Raw genomic sequence first — 18,793 nt, forward strand, 5'->3', positions numbered from 1 at the left:
ACCCCGCCTAATAATATATGTTAAATCTTCGTTAAATCTTCCGAAGATCGGGTTCAGTTAAGTTGGGCTATGATTGACAGCATCATATAAATCTTGAAAAGCTGTAATGCTCAGAAAGCAATCAACGCCTCAGCAAGCCAAATTGAATAAGCGTAAGCTTCTAGCCAGTCTTCGCGCTCGTTTGCTTGTGCTTGTTTTGCTGTCCCTCATTCCAGCTTTAGGGCTCATTCTTTATACAGCCTCAGAACAACGACGTACAGCAACAGCAGAAGTCAGAGAAAACGCATTGCGGTTAACGCGATTAGCCGCTAACAATCAAAAGCAGATAAGTGAAGGAACTCGTCAACTTTTGATAACATTGTCTCATGTACCAACTGTACGTAATGCTCAATCTCCAGAGTGCGATCGCTTGCTAGCGAACCTCCTCAAACAGTATCCTGCCTATGCAAACCTTAATGTATTAGACGCAAAAGGAAATAGTCTCTGTAGTCCTCTTGCCTACAAACCATCTGTCAGTGCTAATGACCGTAAATATTTCGAGCGTGCTCTACAAACTCGCAAATTTGCTGTTGGCGATTACCAAATCGATCGAGTTACCAAAAAAGCGACTGTAAACTTCGCTTACCCTGTCATCAATAAAGCAGGTCAGCTTCAAGTGGTTATTGTTGCTGCACTAGACTTAGCGCAGTTAAATCAGCTAGCAGCTCGGGTTAAGTTACCGGAAAATTCCGTACTGAGCGTTGTCGATCCTCAAGGTACGCTTTTAGTCCGTTACCCCGAACCTGAAAAGTGGGTAGGCAAGCGACTACCAAAAGACTCTTACAATTGGATGCGTTCTGCTCGAGAAGGTTATTACAAGGTCAATAGCTTGGATGGAATTCCACGTATATTTGCCTTTGTACCGTTGGGGGACGATCCACAAAACCCTGATGCTTACGTCAGAATTGGTATTCCCCTATCCGTAGCCTTTGCAAAAGCTGATTGGCTTTTAACTCGCAATCTTCTTGGCTTTGGTGCTGTTTCTATCTTGGCATTGGTTGCAGCTTGGGTAGGTGGAAATGTTTTTCTTCTAGAGCAGGTAAAATCTCTTGTGGAAACAACTCAGCAACTTAAGGAAGGGAAGTTGAATGCTCGAAGCCGATTAGTTGATGAAGTTGGTGAACTCGGTCAACTAGCTTGCGCCTTCAATAGTATGGCAGAATCTTTAGAGATGAGGGTTAACGAGTTACAGACATTATTTGACGTTCTTCCCATCGCGATCGCTATTGCGGAAGACCCACAATGCAAATACATCCGGGTTAACCCAGCAGGAGCAAAGTTGCTTAAGCTTGCTCCTGACACCAATGCTTCTATCACTCCTTCCCAAGGACAATTACCGCCACCATACAAAATTTTTCGAGCAGGGCGAGAATTAAACCCTCAGGAAATTCCCCTGCAATACGCTGTTCACAAGGGAGTCAAAGTTCAAGATGTAGAAATCGAACTCGTTTATCAAGATGGGACAGCTATAACTCTACTTTGTTTTGCCACGCCACTTTTCGACGGAGAGAATCAACCTAGGGGGGGAATTTGCGCGTTTTTGGACATAAACGAGCGCAAACAGACTGAAAAAGAACGCGAGCAACTGCTAGAGAGGGAACAGAGAGCACGTGCTGAAGCAGAAGCAGCAAATCGAATCAAAGATGAATTTTTAGCAGTTCTTTCTCACGAACTCCGCACACCATTAAATCCCATTCTCGGTTGGTCAAAGTTGCTGCGGTCTCGCGAGTTTGATAAGACAGCAACTGACCGTGCTTTAGAAACCATTGAGCGGAATGCTAAGTTACAATCACAGCTGATTGAAGACTTGTTAGATGTCTCTCGAATTATCCGGGGAAAACTCAGTTTGAGTAGTTGTCCTGTTGACTTATTTATGACAATTCAAGCTGCAATGGAAACAGTGCGCTTGTCCGCGCAAGCTAAATCCATCGCTTTGAAGTTTTCAATTGATACAAGTGATGGGGGAGTGGCTGAAAGTTGGGATGACAATACCGAGAATTCACTGGAATCTGAATTCCAGGTTACTTATACTCAATACCCAATCTCAAATTCCAAATACCTCCTTTTAGGTGACTCAAACCGCTTGCAGCAAGTCATGTGGAATTTGCTTTCTAATGCTATTAAATTTACTCCTAATGGTGGACGTGTTGAAATAGAACTCTCAAAAGAGGTAAATCGAGAGTTGGGAATAGGGAATAGGGAAACAACAGATCGAATCTTAAAGTATGCCCGAGTGAGTGTAAAGGACACTGGAATAGGTATTGATTCTGTTTTTTTGCCCTACGTGTTTGAGTGTTTCCGTCAAGAAAACAGTTCTACAACTAGAAAATTTGGTGGATTAGGGTTGGGGCTAGCAATTGTCCGTCATTTAGTCGAACTGCATGGTGGAACAGTGCAAGCAGAAAGCCAGGGTATTGGATTGGGAGCAACTTTCACAGTCAGATTACCCCTTACACCAGATCCATTGGACGTTCCTCAACACGAGATACAATCCAATCTCGGTTTAAACTTACAAGGAATTAGAATTTTACTTGTAGACGACGAGCCAGATGCACGAGATTTTTTAACTGTCTCACTAGAACATTATGGAGCAATTGTAACAGCAGTCCCATCTGCAAAGGAAGCACTAGCTGCGATCGCTCAGTTTCAACCAGACATTTTGCTTTCCGATATTGGTATGCCAGAAGTCAATGGATATATGTTAATGCGGCAAGTGAGAACTTTGCCACCAGAACGGGGCGGACAGATACCAGCAATTGCTATCACTGCTTATGCAGGAGAGTTTGACCGAAAACAGGCATTGCAAGCAGGTTTTCAAGCACACATTTCCAAGCCCATCGATCTCGTGAATTTAGTTGAGGAGATCGCAAGTCTGGCACTCAAGCCGCAGCTAAAAATGTTTAATTCCCCGTAAGTGTATTAAAACTATTGTCTTTTTTATAGACAATTTTGACATCTTTTTTTCACGCTACTCAAAGCTTTGTCATCCCTGTTTAAGCTGAAAGCCTTAGCAAGTAATAATTTTTCGTCTTATAGCAAAACTCAAAATGTCTTGTACTTCAAAATATAGTAGTATTTTATACTTTAATTAACGCTAACCAAACAGTTAACAAAATTGTATATTTTTCAATAAGGAGTTGAAACACTGCAGTACTGCTCCTATATAAAAAACAGACATTTGGCGAAACACAACGTAAAGACGCTCTATTTGAAACGTCTCTATAAAGGTTGCATGCACTGCACCCTCAATTTTTGGGAATGTCTAATATCTAAATGCAAATAGAAGATAAATCATGATTGACTTCACCTTAACACAAGAGCAGCAAATGTTGCAGTCAACAGCACGCAACTTTGCTCAAACCGAGGTCAAACCTATTGTCCAGATAATTGAAGAGTCTAGCGATCGCTCCATCGAACCCTGGGATTTCTGCAAACGAGTGTTCCACAAAGGATTCGAGCTAGGATTTACATCTCTACTGCTACCGCAAGAGTACGGTGGTAAGGGCAAAAAATGTGTAGACTTGGCATTAGTGTTAGAAGAAATAGGCGCTGTAGACGTTAGCATTGCCTCTAGCTACTTTAACCTCACGGCGGCTATGTCGCTTTTTGTGACAAGAGCAGCAACTCGCGAACAGCAAAAGCAAATCCTATCTTTTGTAAAATCTGGGAAACCTCATTTGTTTAGTGCTGCAGAAAGTGAACCAAACATAGCCACTTCAGATTTGTTTTGTCCCATACCAGACCCCAAAATAGGGATGAAAACCTTTGCTCGGCGAGAGGGTAATGGATATATTCTCAACGGTAAAAAATCTTCGCTAGTGACAAATGCTGGTATTGCTAATAGCTACTTCATGATTACCCGCACAGCCTTAGACAAACCATTACATGAAAGCTTGTCTATATTTTACATTCCTGCAGATACACCTGGTTTAAAGTTTGGCACAAGAACGGAGATGATTGGTTGGAAACCCTCCCATCATGCCGAAATTTTATTAGATAACGTCCGAGTCCCAGTAGAAAATTTGATTGGGAATGAGGGCGAAGCAGCTAGACTGCTTGTGTTACTTCCTGAAGTCGCTATTGGACTAGCTGCTTCCTATGTAGGTTTGGCTCGTGCTACCTACGAGTACGCTTTAGATTATGCCAAGCATCGAGAGAGTTGGGGACGTCCCATTATTGAGCATCAGTCCGTTGCTTTAAAACTGGCTGATATGATGGTCAATACTCAAGCAGCACGGTTAATGGTGTGGGATGCAGCCCATACAGCTGATACCGATCCCCAACTAGCGTCAACAATTAAGGCACCTGCAGCCAAAACCTTTGCCGTAGACGTAGCAATTAAAAATGCCCAAACAGCTATTGAAATTCTTGGGGGCTATGGAGTTACAAAAGATGCTCTTACAGGCAAGTTTCTCGCTGACGCTACCATTGGCTACTCATGTGATTTCACGCGAGAATTACTGCGCCTCGGTTTAGTGAATTTTTTGTAATCCTCTAAAGGCTGGAACTAGAATCTTCTTGAGTTTGTGCTGGTGCTGGTTTGACGATCGCTCGACCATTTTCTACAACAGTAACAGTGCGAGTTTTTGACGTACATTTACTGTTCTCAGGCGCAGAATCCACACATTGCTTGTGATGCTGAATATTTTGCTCCTGTTGTTGATTTAAGGTGACTGCACAACAAGCAGAGGTTGTTATGGACATAGTTGGTACTTTTAACTCTATAACTTAATTATTTCCCAATTAAGTTATAATAGGGTAGGTTTTTCACTACAAGAAACTACCCTCTGAATCTTTTATATTCCGCAAACCGTGCTTAATATTTAGAAAGAATTTGTAATCACAAAATTACGAATTATGAATTACGAATTATGCGGTATTAATTTATGCTTCAATTTCAAGCCCCTGGTTTTGGGCAGAAAGTCATCAATACATCCTTGGGGTTTATGGTTTACTACACCCAAACGGCTGTACCCTGGATAATATCTGAAACTGAAGATTTACCAACCCTTGTCTTTCTGCACAATTTTGGTGGTGGGGCTTCTGCATATGAATGGTCTAAAGTTTATCCTGCATTTGCAACCACGCACCACATATTAGCTCCTGACTTAATTGGTTGGGGTGAATCTGCTCATCCCGTGCGGGATTATCAAGTTAAAGATTACCTGACAGTCTTGGCTGAGTTTATCAGACAAACTTGTCCTACACCTGTCACAGTGGTAGCATCGTCATTAACAGCAGCCTTGACGATACGTCTTGCCATCACCCAACCTTTTTTATTCAAAGCACTGTATTTGGTATGCCCGTCAGGATTTGATGATTTTGGACAAGGTGCAGGACGCAGGCTTCCCCTGCAAATTATCAATACACCTCTATTAGATCGTTTGATTTATATTTTAGGTGCGGAAAATGAGTTGGCTGTACGCAATTTTTTGCAAAGCTTTCTTTTTGCCAATCCACAACGTGTTTCTCAAGAGATGGTACAAGCTTTCTTAGCTTCTGCACAACAGCCCAATGCAAAGTTTGCCGCCTTAGCATTTTTACGAGGGGATTTATACTTTGACTTGAGTTTGTACATTCAACAACTGACTATTCCAACTGTTGTCTTTTGGGGAACAGAAGCACAATTTACGAGTATCAAGTTGGGAGAGCGTTTAGTCAAGTTAAATACTACTGCAATTCAAGGATTTCACGCGATCGCAGATGCAGGAGTTTTACCCCATCTAGAAGTACCGGAAATAGCGATCGGTTTGCTACAAAAATACTTGTAGTTTATCTTACACTATTACTGATAAAGATGATTTTGTTATGCCAAACGTGCTAAAGCAATGTCCCGAATTAAGGGAACTTTGGAACTTAAGTAGGTATTAATCGTGGTAAGCTCCTCTCCATTCATCAGTTTTTGGTTTTGGAGTTGCTTGAGTAACTGCTGGATGAGTTCTGTATCGCTAAAATTTAAAAGAATACTGGTTTGAGTTTCCTCAATCACAGACCATAGGTGACGTAGTGTAGAAGATTTCATAACTAACTAACCCTATTGCAACTAGATGTGGTTTAACCATTAGCATAATGATGCTGATGGATGCATAAGAATAATACTAAACCCATTTTTTTAAGATAATCTTAAGATTTACAAAGGTTTATAGGTTGTTACTTATTTAAGAGAAATCTTAATATACGTTCAAATTAGAGATTGGGGTCGGCCAGACAAGGGAGATAAGGGGGATAAGGGAGACAAGGAAGATAAGGGGGATAAGGGAGACACGGGGGAGATTCTTAATCCCCTATCATCCAAAATCTAAAATCCAAAATACCCTAACTTAGTGGTGCCTGTACAAGCCCTGCACCAACATCTAGAGGATCGACTCCAGTTGCTATGCGAGATTTTGTTGCTTGACCGATCAATCGAGCACTCAATTCAGTTGAACTGACAGTTCTAGTCTCACTTAAGATTTTTTCTGCCCAAAGTGCGGCGACTCCTGCAACGTGTGGAGTTGCCATGCTCGTTCCGCTCATGTCAATATAACCACCACCAACTGCTGCAGAATAAATGTCAACACCAGGAGCTGCGATATTCACCCCTGTGTTGGAAAAATCGGCTACTGTTAAAGCATTATGTGGTTCGCCATCCGTGCGAAGTGCTCCTACAGAAATAATTCCATCAGCTGCTGCAGGTGGAGTGACAGCCAATTCATAATCAGGCTTAATGTCTCGCTTACTTTCGTTACCAGCTGCTGCAATAACTACCGTCCCTTGTTGGAAAACAGCCCCTCTCGCACGAGTTAATTCTGCCAAACTTTCAAACAAACGAATATTTGCTCTGTAAGCCTCCAATGCTTTTGATGTTGCTAAGTCCATTGGGTATTCTTTTTCTGCAACCAATTTGTTTACGTATCCTGGAAAATCTAAGCCAAGGGATAAGGAAATAACATGAGCATTTTCGTTGATAGCCCATAATAATGCTTGATATATGCCTGCAGTAGTACCGCCGCCTACCCCATTTAAAACTTTACCAATTAAAGCACGTTGAACCCCAGGCGCTATGCTGTAACGCAAGCCGTTAATTGGTTGACCAAATAGAGTTCCCGCACAGTGCGTACCATGACCGTAATTGTCACCGTTTCCTTCACCAGTGAAATCACGCTGTACGAGTTGAATTCCTCGGAAAGCTTCATGTTCGGCATCGATTCCACTATCGAGAACAGCAACTGTTACGCCTTTACCAGTAAACGGGCTTTCTGATGCTCTGGTGACACTCACCCCCCAAGTCACCCCAGTTGGAGAAGCTTCTGTTTGTTGGCTAGCAACAGGTTTAACCAGTGCAATTGGCATGGGTGGTGCAATACTGACAACCTCAGGATCTCGTCGCACTTCAAAAAGATCTTGCTTGTCGAGCGATTCCACATCAAGGCGAAGGTTAATTCCTTCTGATGCTCGAACCGATTGTATAGAACGCGATCGCCCTGAAAACAGATCGCTTAAATCTACACGACTGGTGTTACGGAGAATAATAAGTTGATCTTGTTCCATGGTAACGACCATAACTTGGTGACTGTTGAACCTTACACCATGCTGCCTGTCATGAAACAGTCGAAATCTAAAAACTTTTTTAAATCTATGTTTCTTTTATAATTTAATTGCGAAAACTAAGATCCCCTCTCTCTTAATTACACAAGCTCCATGACATGGCTACCTTTGAAGGAACGGATAAACAACCTACCCCTTGTTCTTGCAGGACCAATTTTAAGAAGAACCGATACACATTCTGTAACTGTCTGGGTGGCTTTGAAAGAAAGCCGCACTGTTACTTTAAAAATCTTTGATATTCGTCATAAATTATTATTGACAGGAAGTCGAAAGAGTATTAGCCTGGGGACTCATCTACATATAGTTACTGTCACTGCCAAGATTTCATCTCCAAATTCACTGTCCTACGGAGACATTTATCTATATAATTTAGACTTTGGGACTGAGGAAACACTGAATCAACCCGGTGTATTTAATTTGGATGGTTCGCTCCAAGACATTGCCTATCCTCAATATGAATTGCCGAGTTTTGCACTCGTACCAAAAGACATAAACGATTTGCGAATCATTCATGGTTCGTGTCGCAAACCTCACGGAGAAAGCTTAGATGCACTAGCAGCTTTAGACAAAATCATTAGAGAAGCATTAGAAGAAAGCCCTAAAAAACGACCGCATCAACTTTTCTTAACAGGGGATCAAGTTTATGTAGATGATGTTGCAGATACCTTACTTTTCATGCTTGTGGATGCATCCCAAACTCTTTTGGGTTGGACAGAACTACTTCCAGACATCAGTTATCCTGAAGAGTTAAATCCCGGTCAACGCAACAATTTAGCAACGCATACGGCTGGGCTAACAGCTAGTCTTGGCAAAATGAATAGAATTTCTAACATTGCTAAAAGTCACTTATTTACATTAGGGGAATTTGTAGCAATGTATTTATTTGCCTGGAGTGATGTATTGTGGACAAACCAAGAAAATTTACCTGATTTTAAAGATGTCTATCCCAATAGATTAAAAAGTAGTAAGGAAAAAACTATTTTTGAAGAGGAACTGTGCTACTTACAAGGATTTAGTTCAACGCTAAAAGATATTAGACGTGGGTTGGCGAATGTTCCCACTTATATGATATTTGACGATCATGAAATGACGGATGACTGGTTTCTTAATATGGCGTGGTGCGATCGCGTTTTGAAACAGCCATTGGGCAAACGTATTTTGCAAAACGGATTGCTTTCCTATGCTTTATGCCAGGGGTGGGGAAATACACCAGAGCAATTTGAAAGTAACACACCCGGTGAAACATTGCTGAAAGCAACTGAAGCATGGTCAGATTCTTTTGGAAGAGATCTAAACTACGAACAGGAAATAGCACGGTGTCTTGATATTCCTACCTTTGAAGAAATTAAAAAAACTCAGCCCAGACGATTACCACATCAAGAAAATTCTCTTAAGTGGCACTATACAGTCACTGGTCCGAATTTTGAAGTTTTAGTCCTAGACACGCGCACTTGGCGAGGGTTTCCTGGCGACAAAGACTTTGATTTTCCAGCACTTTTAAGTGCAGAAGGTTGTGATGAACAAATATCAAAAATAGCTCGCCCAAAAGATGCCAAAATCACAATAGTAGTATCTCCAAGCCCAGTCATTGGTTTACCTTTTTTAGAAACCGTACAAAAGATAGCCAAAAACATGGCAGAAAAATTAGGGGCTTCTGCATGGGGTTTTGACCCAGAAGCTTGGGGATTAGAAGAAACCGCAGTTGAACGGCTGCTAGCAAGACTTGCATTGCGAGCACTACCAGAACGGAAAAATCGTATCATCATCCTGTCGGGAGATGTTCATTATAGTTTTGCTGCCCGATTGCAGTATGGTGCAACTTATCCGTTCCAAAGTCCCCATTATAATAACGTAGAGACGCGCTATGGCAAGCCTGTCGATGGTGAGTCCCCCCACAATCCATTGTTACAAACAGTCATTGCCCAATTTACTAGCAGTTCCTTAAAAAACGAAGCCCAAGGATTTGGCGGGAGCCATTCATTACATACTCAAGGTTTTGTCCCCTTTGCCATCACAAACAATCTTCCAACAGTAGAGGTTTTGGGATGGGAAAATCCAGAACAAAAGAGTCTTGAAGTTGGTAATATCTATACTATCATTGACCAAAGTTTTGAACAGACAGTTCAGTGTTTGCCTTTAATACTTCAAGGTAGTCCTGCCAAATTGAATTTAGTAAACGAGCGAAGTTTCTTGCGATCGCTACAAATTAACAAACAACCCGAATGGTGGTATAGAATTGATTTTTTATCTGCCAACTCAGAAGGTATCGAAGAACCAAAAGAATCGTACTCTACCATACCCTATTCTGTCAAAGCTCCTTTGCCCGGTCAGGAGCGTAAAAAACCTTTAGAGCAATATTTAGCAACAGCAAAAAATTATCGGGATTATACTTCTAGTAAAACAACAGGTAAAGAAATAGTAGGATTAAATAATATTGGTGAAATTACTTTTGAGTTTCTTGAGGGTAGAGAAATAGTAGTGCAAACTTTGTGGTGGCGATTAGAAAGTTGGGAAAAAGATAAGTTATTAGAACCGTTTCCATTAACTCGGTGTGAAGTATCGCTCGATTTTGTCGATCCAAATTACCCAATGGACGAAGTTCTCAAGGAAGTCGTTTTTTAAAACTAACAGCCTGCCAAGTAACAAGAATAAGTTGATTCATTTCCATTACATAACCAGCAGTCACATCATCCATAAGAGTGCTATCAGGCAGGAAAAAATTTTACAACATAGAGTTCGGGCTCAGTTTTTCTCGCTGAAAGTTCTAAATATTTTTACTTAGCTTTTCTCAAGATAAAGTTGTAATAATTTCTTCCTCTTTATAGCTTTTAGGCGAAATTATGTTGGGTTTCCTGAGTTCATTTTATAAAGTTTGAGTGCTACCGACATAATTTGTCTGCTATACATCTTTTCAATAGAAACACCTATCATTCCTCCACAAAGTGCAGATGCAAGAAGAATAAGATAGCTTTGGTGGTGGAGGAAAAACAGAAATATAAGCCCACTGAATGATGTAATTAAGGCAATTCCATCAATAACAAACCGTTTGCTTTTAGAACCACGCGTACTTTGAAGCTCTTCCAGAAGAACTCTTTCATGTTTAGTTATCAATACAAATTCCTCATTGAAATTTCAAAAAAATTTCCTTTTTTGTTATATAACATTTAACCTAAATACTTTAACTCTAAATCTTTGTTGATTAGCCACCAACTCTTAAGAAGTTTCTGACCTTGAAAAACTTAGGGTTTAAGTAAATCGGTGCGAATAATTATCGCTGGTTTGTAGTTGCAATGCATACGCTGTTCGCCTAAAATGGCGTTAGCCATAGCGTAATTACAAACCCAATTCTAGACATTTTACCTATCGTTATACCATTTCTTAATGAAGATGCATCTAATTAGCCCACGCAGGTGGGCTTTGTTTGTATAGCCCCACTCTTCTAGAGTGAGGGCAATAATGTGCAATTTCACAGAGAATTGGTATTAGTATCTTTGATAGATTTTCGAGGCTTTAAGGAAGCTTTCGCTATGATGAAAATACCGATATTTTATATCTGTAGGGAAGCCACCCTCGTGCGCGTCTTTCCATGCGTAGCGAGGAGTGGCGTCGGGCATTTATTTGCCCACCATACTTAGCTTTGAGAGAGCAAAGTCTGAATTAACTAACGACCAATACTGACAAGATATTCCTCCGCCTGTTTCTCGACCGCCGTACCTTTGAAAAAGTTACGATTGAGACTGGTATATAACTCTAATGGATGAACAGACAGGAAGTAGCGTAAATCTTCTTCAGTAATGATTTCCCGTTCTGCCAAGGAGTAAGCATTAGCAGCCACGCTGGTAATATCAGGCACATCCCAATGACCGGCATCAGAACCTAAGAAAGCTTTCACGCGATCGCCAAAGGGAAGAGCTTTGCGGTTAAAAGCTTGAGCTACACGGGTATCGTCTGACTCCGTACCGAAGTAGAAGTGATTTAAAAAGCGATCGCGTACATCTTCCGGCTTCTCAATTCCCGCAAGAGCAAATTCATCTAGCTCGCCTGGATCTTCAGGTGCAAAATGCTTGCTGTGGAATCCCAAACCATCACCGAGTCCATCTAAGCGTCCATGCACGAGTTCTCCACCATAACGAATGTAGAGTTCTTTAAGTGCTTCTTTGTCTACAATAGCAGGGTTATTCTTGGTCAACAAATGTTCTTTATTACGAGTTTCCCAATGCCAAATAATATCAGCATACAAACTCGCACCCCAAGCAGAACCACCTTCCATAAAAGCAAATTTTAAACTGGGGAAGCGACGGGTAACGCCACCAAAGAATAAAGATTTGCACAGTGCTTCTGCAGCAAAAGCAAAGTGATTGATATGGTTGTACTGAGCGTTGGTTACAGAACGTTGAGTCGTCCAACCTTGACTTGAAGCGTGAGTCGTAGGTACAACTTTCAGTTCTACACATTTCTCCCAGAAAGGGTCGTAATCATACTCGCTATCCAAGCCAAAGTTATCAATCCAAACCACCTCATTTGCTACTTCCTTGCCATACTTCTCAAAGGCGGGAATCGGACGGCGAACATAACCGGGGATTTGAATGGCTTTCAGACCAAGAACTTTGACGGCATATTCCAACTCTTCTATTGCTTCTTGAGGAGTGTGCATGGGAATTGCAGCAATTGGTGTGAGGCGGTCAGAGTACGGGCGGAAAATATCAGCATGATACTTATTAATAGCCCGACACACAGCCCTCCGCATTTCTTCATTGCCTATATTTGGTGCCATTGTAGCTAAGTTAGGATACACAACGGCAAAATCTGTACCCGCTTCTTGCAACCGTTCGTGCAATAACTTTGGCAAGCTAATAGTAGCCAAATTTAGAGTATTTTTAGTCGGACGTCCCCACCAGTTAGGACGGTTAGTACGATAAGCAAAACGTTCTTCCCAAGTTTGCTTGTACCATTTAAAGCGAGAAGCTCCTGGTAAATGTTCTTTAAAGCGTTCAACAATTCCACTTCCAGCAACTTCTTCTAAATAATCCAAAACTGCGGGTTCAAATTCCTGGGTATGAACATCAGTATCAATAATTGGATAACCCAGTTTTTCACGAATCCTAGCAGATTTAGTTTTTTGTGTTGGACGGTCTAAAGCAATAGTCATGATGCGTTCTCCTGATTTTACAAAATTTTGATATTAGAACTTGGGCATTGGAAATGCGTCCTTCTCCCTTGTCTCCCTTGTCCCTAATCCTTATTCTCTAAGTATTCATCTGCTGCTTTTTCTACAGATGTTCTTTTGAAGAAGTCACGGTTAAGACTTGTGTACAGCTCTAATGGATGAATAGATAAGAAATAGCGCAAGTCTTCTTCTGTAATGATGCTACGTTCAACAAAGGAGTAAGAATTGGCAGTTACAGCTGTAATATCAGGTACATCCCAATGACCGGAATCAGAACCCAAAAAGGCTTTAATGCGATCGCCATAAGGATTGGCTTTGCGGTTAAAAGCATGAGCTACACGGGTATCATCTGACTCTGTACCAAAGTAAAAGTGATTTAAGAAGCGTGTCCGCACGTCTTCTGGAGTTTTAACTCCTGCTAAGGCAAATTCATCCTGTTCGCCTGGATCGGTAGGAGATATTAACTCAGAGTGGAAGCCCAGACCGCTTCCCAATCGATCTAAGCGACCGTGTACGAGTTCGCCACCATAGCGAACGTAATACTCTAACAGTTCTTCACGATCGATCTTCGCAGGATCGTTATTTTCCAACAGGTGGTCTTTATTGCGGGTTTCCCAGTGCCAAATTAAATCAGCGTAAAGACTCGCACCCCAGGCTGAACCACCTTCTAAAAAAGCAAACTTCAAGGTAGGGAAGCGGTGAGTCACACCACCAAAAAACAGTGATTTGCAGAGTGCTTCACCAGCCGAAGCAAAGTGACCGATATGGTTGTACTGATAGTTAGAAATAGAGCGACGATTTATCCAACCCATACCACTAGAATGGGTGGTGGGTACAACTTTGAGTTCCACGCACTTCTTCCAGAAGGGATCGTAGTCATATTTGCTATCTAAACCAAAGGTGTCAATCCAGATAGCTTCATTTGCGACTTCCTCACCATATTTCTCAAAAGCGGGAATTGGACGGCGAATATGACCGGGAATTTGTATTGCTTTCAATCCCAAAACTTTCACTGCATACTCTAACTCTTCAATCGCCTCTTCGGGTGTATGCATGGGGATGGTAGCGATTGGTGTTAAGCGATCGCTATAGGGACGGAAAATATCAGCATGATAGGTGTTTGCAGCACGACATACTGCTCGGCGCATATCTTCATTGCCAATATGAGGAGCTAAAGTTGCTAAGTTGGGATATACAACAGCAAAGTCTGTACCTGCTTCTTGCAAGCGCTCGTGTAGAAGTTTGGGTAAGCTAATGGTAGCTAAATTTAAGGCATCATCAGTGGGACGAGTCCAGAAAGGAGGACGTGTAGTGCGATATGCGCGACGTTCTTCCCAAGATTGCTTGAACCATTTGGATCGGGATGAACCGGGTAGGTGTTCTTGGAAGCGTTCTGCAATTGTAGTACCAGCGACTTGCTCTAAATAATCCAAGAAAACTGGGGGGAATTCTTGGGTATGTACATCTGTATCAATGATAGGATATCCCAGTTGTTCGCGAATCTCTGCCGAGCGAGTTCTTTTTTTGGGACGTTCTAGAGCGACAGTCATAATCATTGCTCCCTTGTGTATGTAATTTTCGATGTCTTAATTCTGTAAAATCTCTGGAAATTCGAGTTTCACGCACTATACACCTGTTTAATTAAATGCGGGCTTGCGGATGCCATTTATACACGATTGCAAAGTCAGCTACAGCTTTTAAAATACTGTTTATTGACTGACTTACTGGGGTTTTATTTAGCAATATTACATAGGGTACAGCAAAAATACAATCCCTTTGTAACTAAAATATACGTTAATCTGATTTTCTTGATTACTAATTGTTAGTTTAACTAAATATTATATTTTTGTTCCTTGTCGTTTACCCCGTCGCGTTTCCAGGCTCTTCGCCCCCTCCTGTCTCGTGTAATCCCGATGAAAAAATTCTACCGTCTAGCGGGAAAAAGCCTTCACCCCCAAGCCCTCCCAACACATCAAAGGCTCTCAACAATTTTCCAGAGAGAGAAGCAGGGGGTGTGATACGAAGTTGCATTCAAAGACATCACTTGTTGATGGGACAAGGGAGACTAGGGGGACAAGGAAGACAAGGGAGAAAGTACAATGTATAAACGCAACTTGGTATGAGGAAACAAAGGCGATTCCATGCAGTATTGCAACCCCGCTTAAAAAGCTACGGTGTACACAGATCTCTAGAAAAGAGATAAAACATCGTGAAAAGGGAGAATTGGAATTAAGTTCCCCCCTTTTTTAAGGGGTTAGAGAGCAAAACCGCAAGAAAGCTTTCATCACTTTCGCTGCTAGAAAATTTCAAACCCCGTTTTCATATTAGTCTGCAGAGGCGGACTTTGTTTGTATAGCAGCGAATTCTATTCGCCTCAATTATTTTATCTCTAGAGTGATAGGAGAGGGTTAAGCAAGAACATCAAAGCAGCTTATTTCCGTGACCTTACCATTTTTAATAGTAAAAACAAAACTTGTGGGACTGGGTTTATCAATACTGTAGTTAAAATGAGTTACATTACCATTTTGAGTGGGTTGACTTTTTCCATATATTTTCATTAATTTTTCTTGACTGTCACCTATTTTGACTCCATCAGGTGTTCCATACTTAGAACCATTAGCTTTGATTTGATAAACATCAAAGTTACCCGGTTGGGAACCTTCGGCTAAATCAACTGTAATTCCTGAATATTGAAGAGTCCGAGTTTTACCAACAATACCAAGGAATCCGTTTGTAACCTTTACAGGTTTACCTAAGATTTGTCTGACTTGTGCTTCAGACATAGAAAGTCTTATACCTCCGACTCCAATGCGCTCGTAACGTATTGTTTTTGTTTGCTTAGTATTTTGAGAAAGATGATACTGAATGGGGGTATTGGCAATTGCTGAGTTATGGCTGTAGCTAGCTAAGGGGATAATAACAGCTGCAAATGCGAACAAAATTCCTTTGAACATAAAGAGATACTTGATGAGTAGTGATTGCTAATTGTTAATACACTCTAGTTTGTGAGAATACGCAATTTTCCACAAAATTCCTCAAAATTTCTTGTAGGTACCACGGTAAAGTGGCGTTGTTCGCATTCAGGACAATTCATCCACTCGTTTTCCGAGCGTAGGCTGCTACATAAGACGACAGATGTTTACTCTTGAGTTTTATTCCTTTGGTAGAACAGATTGGTTCTTAAAAATTCCTATACTGCAATTACCAAGCAATGAATTTCTTCCCTCCTAGTTTGAGACCTAACTAGGAGTTTTTTAATTTTTCTTAATAGCAATCTATGTCTTAAGAAATAAACCAACTAATGTCAGCCTTTAGACTTGTAAATAATTAATTCTGCTGACAGATTGGACATTCATATTTAAGTTGTTATTGTGTAATTGTCAAATAAAAAAGTTTACCCCATTTAAAACAATGAACATTATTGCTTGGATTGTATTAGGTCTCATCGCTGGAGCTATTGCTAAAGCTATCTACCCCGGTCATCAAGGTGGTGGAATCTTAGGAACGATCTTGTTAGGAATTATTGGTGCTTTTGTTGGTGGTAGCTTAGGCGTATTCTTTAGCACGGGTCAATTTTCACTGGCTGCTACTACCCTTAGTATCCCCGGTATCGCATTAGCAGTTGTTGGTGCGCTAGTCGCTATTTTTATCTGGAATTTACTCACCCGTCGTGCTGTTTAATGTATTAAAGCACGCTAATTTATACTAAAAACTCAGGGAGCCCTTGCTCATATATTATCCCTGGATTTAATAAGAAAAATGGCGCTATCCTAGGATTGGGATAGCGCTACTATCATTAAGGGCTTTTAACTAGGAATCCTAAATCAACCTCACCCCAAACCCCTCTCCTTATAAAGTGCTGTTGGCAAATAATGGGTCTCACGCCTTACCTTCCTTCATACTTTTTTCAGTGATGGTCTGCGGTGTCCAAGTAGGACCGTTGCAACGGGGTCCATCAGGCGTCCAGATCAGCTCGTCCATACACATCTGTCGCGCCGCCATGTTTACTCCCCAAGCATGGTAAACAATATACTCAGTCTCTAGGTCTGGACCTAGAATAATTGAATTGTGTCCGGGTCCGAGAACACAACCGGGATGCGATCGCAGCACGCGTGGTCCTGTTTCGTTACCTGCATCTGAATAAGGTCCCATCACATTGTCAGCAACTCCATAGTCCACACCATAGTTTTCGGTTTCCCAACGTCCACCGCTATAAAAACAGTAGTACCGACCTTCATGTTTCCTGACACAAGGACCTTCCAAGGTATGCCAATCAAAAATTTCACCGTACATCAAACGGTTGGCTAAAAACCTCTGCCAATCCGAACGCGCACGCAAGACAGTTTTCCCAAAGCCGGAGAGCTTTGTCATGCTTTGGAACCGATCTACACAGAGTGCAGTCCCAGCACGGGTACCACCCTCAGTGTCGAGAAAATCTCGGGCGTAAAACAGATACCACTCCCCATCGTCATCGCGGAATGGGTGCGGGTCAATGGCAAAGGGACAAGAATTAGGATCTATCAACGGTTCTCCAATATCCTCATAAGGACCAACAGGAGTATCGCTGGTAGCAACGCGCAACTGATGATTTTTATCCTCGTGTCCCACAGAGTAGTAAAGGTAGAATTTACCATCACTGTATGCAACTTCGGGTGCCCAAAAGTTGTCTCCAAGAGTAGGGTCTGGACGTTTTAGCGCGTTACCAACAAAATGCCAGTTTAGGAAATCGAAAGAGCGTAATAGAGGAAAGACATATAAGTTGTTGGCAGAATCATTGCTTGTCGCATTTGTGATTTCGTCTATCTGTCCTTGTGCTTCTGCTGCACCAGTTCCGATCGCATAGTATACATCTTGGTACTTCCAAACAAAGGGATCGGCGAAATAGCCTTTGTAAACTGGATTTGTGTAAGTACGTTTTTGAGTTAGGGTTTCCGGTGTTGGATCGATATGAGACATTGTATCTGTAGAAAGTGAAACGGGAAGATAACAAATCTTCCTCCGTTTTGCTTGCCCCAACCTCTATCTATGTGTCAATGTTCTGCTTTAAACCATTATTTGTTATGACTTATTTCTTCATAACAAATGATGGTTTAACAATGTAGGTTGTAGGAACGACTTAGTACTTAAAATTTATATAAGTTTCTACTTTCTCCTTTGGCAACTGCTCTACTACCTGACATCGCAATAACTGCCTTACTTTCTCAGGAAGGCTTTCATAATAGTCTCGCGGTACAGTCAAATCCACTTTCGCTGTATGCAACCAATGCATAACATAGCCCATAACTACCATCGGTCTCGGCTGAGCAGTTCTGTTTGGTGAACCTCGATGCAGCGCCAGAGGCGAGCGAACGATAGCGTCACCGGGTTGCATATAAAAAGATTCCATCGGAATTTCACCACTGGCAATCTTTCCCAGCCCCTCCTCACGGGATAAAAGGTGTGTCCCACGTGCCATCTGGAATGGTCCATTCTCTTCCGTAACTTCAACCAAAGGAAAGTTAACAGCCAGAGCATAGAGTGGTGTTACTATCTGGTCTGAGAATAGGGGGCGAAAATCCCGGTGAGTTTCTTGATAATTGGAGCCTTGCACCGGGATATCCGCTCCTAACTGAACCATGACGTATTCTTGGAAAAACACGCGATCGAGGATACCCAAAATCGTTGGATTGGCGAAAACTAACTCGTTAGCAAATGGAGGAACCCAAGGAAAGGTTAGATAGTAACGAGCAACTTCACGAGGAGCCAGCCCACCCGGTTGATTTTGACGCTCTCTAAATAACTTTTCAAAAGCTTGAGCCCACTCTTCAATCAGTTTTTTGTCAAAAAGACCGCGAATCACGCAAATTCCATCTCGATTTAAATCTTGTGCGAGTCGATCTAGATCGGTAACTGTATAGTTAGCTTTATCTATACTTTGAACCATTTTTCTATCCTTTCCCATTCAGAATATGAGAGCCTAATTTGAATTAGACTCTCTATACCAGACATTCAATATTTGCG

Annotated in this window: 14 protein-coding genes; 5 read left to right on the forward strand and 9 right to left on the reverse strand. The window is 41.6% G+C overall.

Going from position 1 to position 18,793, the window contains the following annotated elements; all coding sequences use genetic code 11:
• Nucleotides 1-106 precede the first annotated feature (106 nt).
• Both AB0756_RS09190 and AB0756_RS09195 read left to right on the forward strand, forming a co-directional pair.
• Complete coding sequence (locus tag AB0756_RS09190) at nucleotides 107-2,953, forward strand: ATP-binding protein (RefSeq protein WP_063779481.1); 2,847 nt, start codon at nucleotides 107-109, stop codon at nucleotides 2,951-2,953.
• Between the two features lie 379 nt (nucleotides 2,954-3,332).
• On the forward strand, nucleotides 3,333-4,529 hold the full coding sequence (locus AB0756_RS09195) for an acyl-CoA dehydrogenase family protein (protein ID WP_050045585.1): 1,197 nt from the start codon (nucleotides 3,333-3,335) through the stop codon (nucleotides 4,527-4,529).
• A 4-nt stretch (nucleotides 4,530-4,533) separates the two neighbouring features.
• Here AB0756_RS09195 and AB0756_RS09200 read toward each other — a convergent pair whose 3' ends face one another.
• Nucleotides 4,534-4,743: a hypothetical protein gene (locus tag AB0756_RS09200; RefSeq protein WP_050045586.1), complete on the reverse strand. Its 210-nt coding sequence runs from the start codon at nucleotides 4,741-4,743 to the stop codon at nucleotides 4,534-4,536.
• Between the two features lie 182 nt (nucleotides 4,744-4,925).
• Here AB0756_RS09200 and AB0756_RS09205 point away from each other — a divergent pair, with 182 nt between their 5' ends.
• Nucleotides 4,926-5,810 (forward strand): alpha/beta fold hydrolase, encoded by an 885-nt coding sequence (locus tag AB0756_RS09205; RefSeq protein ID WP_038075503.1) that lies wholly within the window; start codon nucleotides 4,926-4,928, stop codon nucleotides 5,808-5,810.
• A gap of 35 nt (nucleotides 5,811-5,845) precedes the next feature.
• Here AB0756_RS09205 and AB0756_RS09210 read toward each other — a convergent pair whose 3' ends face one another.
• Together AB0756_RS09210 and AB0756_RS09215 are read right to left on the reverse strand one after the other, a co-directional pair.
• The gene (locus AB0756_RS09210) at nucleotides 5,846-6,061 is read right to left on the reverse strand and encodes a hypothetical protein (RefSeq protein ID WP_038075505.1); all 216 of its coding nucleotides are present in this window, start codon (nucleotides 6,059-6,061) and stop codon (nucleotides 5,846-5,848) included.
• A 293-nt stretch (nucleotides 6,062-6,354) separates the two neighbouring features.
• Nucleotides 6,355-7,569, reverse strand: coding sequence for a S8 family peptidase (locus AB0756_RS09215; RefSeq protein ID WP_162002344.1), 1,215 nt, complete (start codon nucleotides 7,567-7,569; stop codon nucleotides 6,355-6,357).
• 150 nt (nucleotides 7,570-7,719) lie between these two features.
• On the opposite strand from AB0756_RS09215, the gene AB0756_RS09220 reads away from it, so the two are divergent.
• Nucleotides 7,720-10,248: a metallophosphoesterase family protein gene (locus AB0756_RS09220; RefSeq protein ID WP_038075511.1), complete on the forward strand. Its 2,529-nt coding sequence runs from the start codon at nucleotides 7,720-7,722 to the stop codon at nucleotides 10,246-10,248.
• Between the two features lie 216 nt (nucleotides 10,249-10,464).
• On the opposite strand, the gene AB0756_RS09225 is transcribed toward AB0756_RS09220, so the two are convergent.
• The 4 genes from AB0756_RS09225 to AB0756_RS09240 all read right to left on the reverse strand — a co-directional run bounded on the left by AB0756_RS09225 (nucleotide 10,465) and on the right by AB0756_RS09240 (nucleotide 15,747).
• Nucleotides 10,465-10,737, reverse strand: a complete 273-nt coding sequence (locus AB0756_RS09225; RefSeq protein WP_038075514.1) for a hypothetical protein — start codon at nucleotides 10,735-10,737, stop codon at nucleotides 10,465-10,467.
• Nucleotides 10,738-11,287: 550 nt separating this feature from the next.
• The gene (locus tag AB0756_RS09230) at nucleotides 11,288-12,775 is read right to left on the reverse strand and encodes an amidohydrolase family protein (RefSeq protein ID WP_038075517.1); all 1,488 of its coding nucleotides are present in this window, start codon (nucleotides 12,773-12,775) and stop codon (nucleotides 11,288-11,290) included.
• Between the two features lie 83 nt (nucleotides 12,776-12,858).
• Complete coding sequence (locus AB0756_RS09235; protein WP_038075668.1) at nucleotides 12,859-14,343, reverse strand: amidohydrolase family protein; 1,485 nt, start codon at nucleotides 14,341-14,343, stop codon at nucleotides 12,859-12,861.
• An 858-nt stretch (nucleotides 14,344-15,201) separates the two neighbouring features.
• Nucleotides 15,202-15,747 carry a hypothetical protein gene (locus AB0756_RS09240; RefSeq protein WP_038075520.1) on the reverse strand — a complete coding sequence of 182 codons (546 nt, stop codon included), beginning with the start codon at nucleotides 15,745-15,747 and terminating at the stop codon, nucleotides 15,202-15,204.
• A 457-nt stretch (nucleotides 15,748-16,204) separates the two neighbouring features.
• On the opposite strand from AB0756_RS09240, the gene AB0756_RS09245 reads away from it, so the two are divergent.
• Nucleotides 16,205-16,474, forward strand: a complete 270-nt coding sequence (locus tag AB0756_RS09245) for a GlsB/YeaQ/YmgE family stress response membrane protein (protein WP_038075523.1) — start codon at nucleotides 16,205-16,207, stop codon at nucleotides 16,472-16,474.
• 198 nt (nucleotides 16,475-16,672) lie between these two features.
• Here AB0756_RS09245 and AB0756_RS09250 read toward each other — a convergent pair whose 3' ends face one another.
• Together AB0756_RS09250 and AB0756_RS09255 are read right to left on the reverse strand one after the other, a co-directional pair.
• Nucleotides 16,673-17,749: a glycoside hydrolase family 43 protein gene (locus AB0756_RS09250; protein WP_038075526.1), complete on the reverse strand. Its 1,077-nt coding sequence runs from the start codon at nucleotides 17,747-17,749 to the stop codon at nucleotides 16,673-16,675.
• Between the two features lie 160 nt (nucleotides 17,750-17,909).
• Nucleotides 17,910-18,716: a phytanoyl-CoA dioxygenase family protein gene (locus AB0756_RS09255; protein WP_038075671.1), complete on the reverse strand. Its 807-nt coding sequence runs from the start codon at nucleotides 18,714-18,716 to the stop codon at nucleotides 17,910-17,912.
• Between the last annotated feature and the right edge of the window lie 77 nt (nucleotides 18,717-18,793).

The sequence above is a fragment of the Tolypothrix campylonemoides VB511288_2 genome, assembly GCF_045999855.1.
GTDB lineage: Bacteria > Cyanobacteriota > Cyanobacteriia > Cyanobacteriales > Nostocaceae > Scytonema > Scytonema bouteillei_A.

Bases quoted from the DNA above. Each gene is read 5' to 3' on its own strand.
- AB0756_RS09250 (WP_038075526.1), bottom strand. From the start codon at position 17,749: ATGTCTCATATCGATCCAACACCGGAAACCCTAACTCAAAAACGTACT.
- AB0756_RS09195 (WP_050045585.1), top strand. From the start codon at position 3,333: ATGATTGACTTCACCTTAACACAAGAGCAGCAAATGTTGCAGTCAACA.
- AB0756_RS09220 (WP_038075511.1), top strand. From the start codon at position 7,720: ATGACATGGCTACCTTTGAAGGAACGGATAAACAACCTACCCCTTGTT.
- AB0756_RS09205 (WP_038075503.1), top strand. From the start codon at position 4,926: ATGCTTCAATTTCAAGCCCCTGGTTTTGGGCAGAAAGTCATCAATACA.
- AB0756_RS09245 (WP_038075523.1), top strand. From the start codon at position 16,205: ATGAACATTATTGCTTGGATTGTATTAGGTCTCATCGCTGGAGCTATT.
- AB0756_RS09230 (WP_038075517.1), bottom strand. From the start codon at position 12,775: ATGACTATTGCTTTAGACCGTCCAACACAAAAAACTAAATCTGCTAGG.
- AB0756_RS09235 (WP_038075668.1), bottom strand. From the start codon at position 14,343: ATGACTGTCGCTCTAGAACGTCCCAAAAAAAGAACTCGCTCGGCAGAG.
- AB0756_RS09210 (WP_038075505.1), bottom strand. From the start codon at position 6,061: ATGAAATCTTCTACACTACGTCACCTATGGTCTGTGATTGAGGAAACT.
- AB0756_RS09255 (WP_038075671.1), bottom strand. From the start codon at position 18,716: ATGGTTCAAAGTATAGATAAAGCTAACTATACAGTTACCGATCTAGAT.
- AB0756_RS09200 (WP_050045586.1), bottom strand. From the start codon at position 4,743: ATGTCCATAACAACCTCTGCTTGTTGTGCAGTCACCTTAAATCAACAA.
- AB0756_RS09240 (WP_038075520.1), bottom strand. From the start codon at position 15,747: ATGTTCAAAGGAATTTTGTTCGCATTTGCAGCTGTTATTATCCCCTTA.
- AB0756_RS09215 (WP_162002344.1), bottom strand. From the start codon at position 7,569: ATGGAACAAGATCAACTTATTATTCTCCGTAACACCAGTCGTGTAGAT.
- AB0756_RS09190 (WP_063779481.1), top strand. From the start codon at position 107: ATGCTCAGAAAGCAATCAACGCCTCAGCAAGCCAAATTGAATAAGCGT.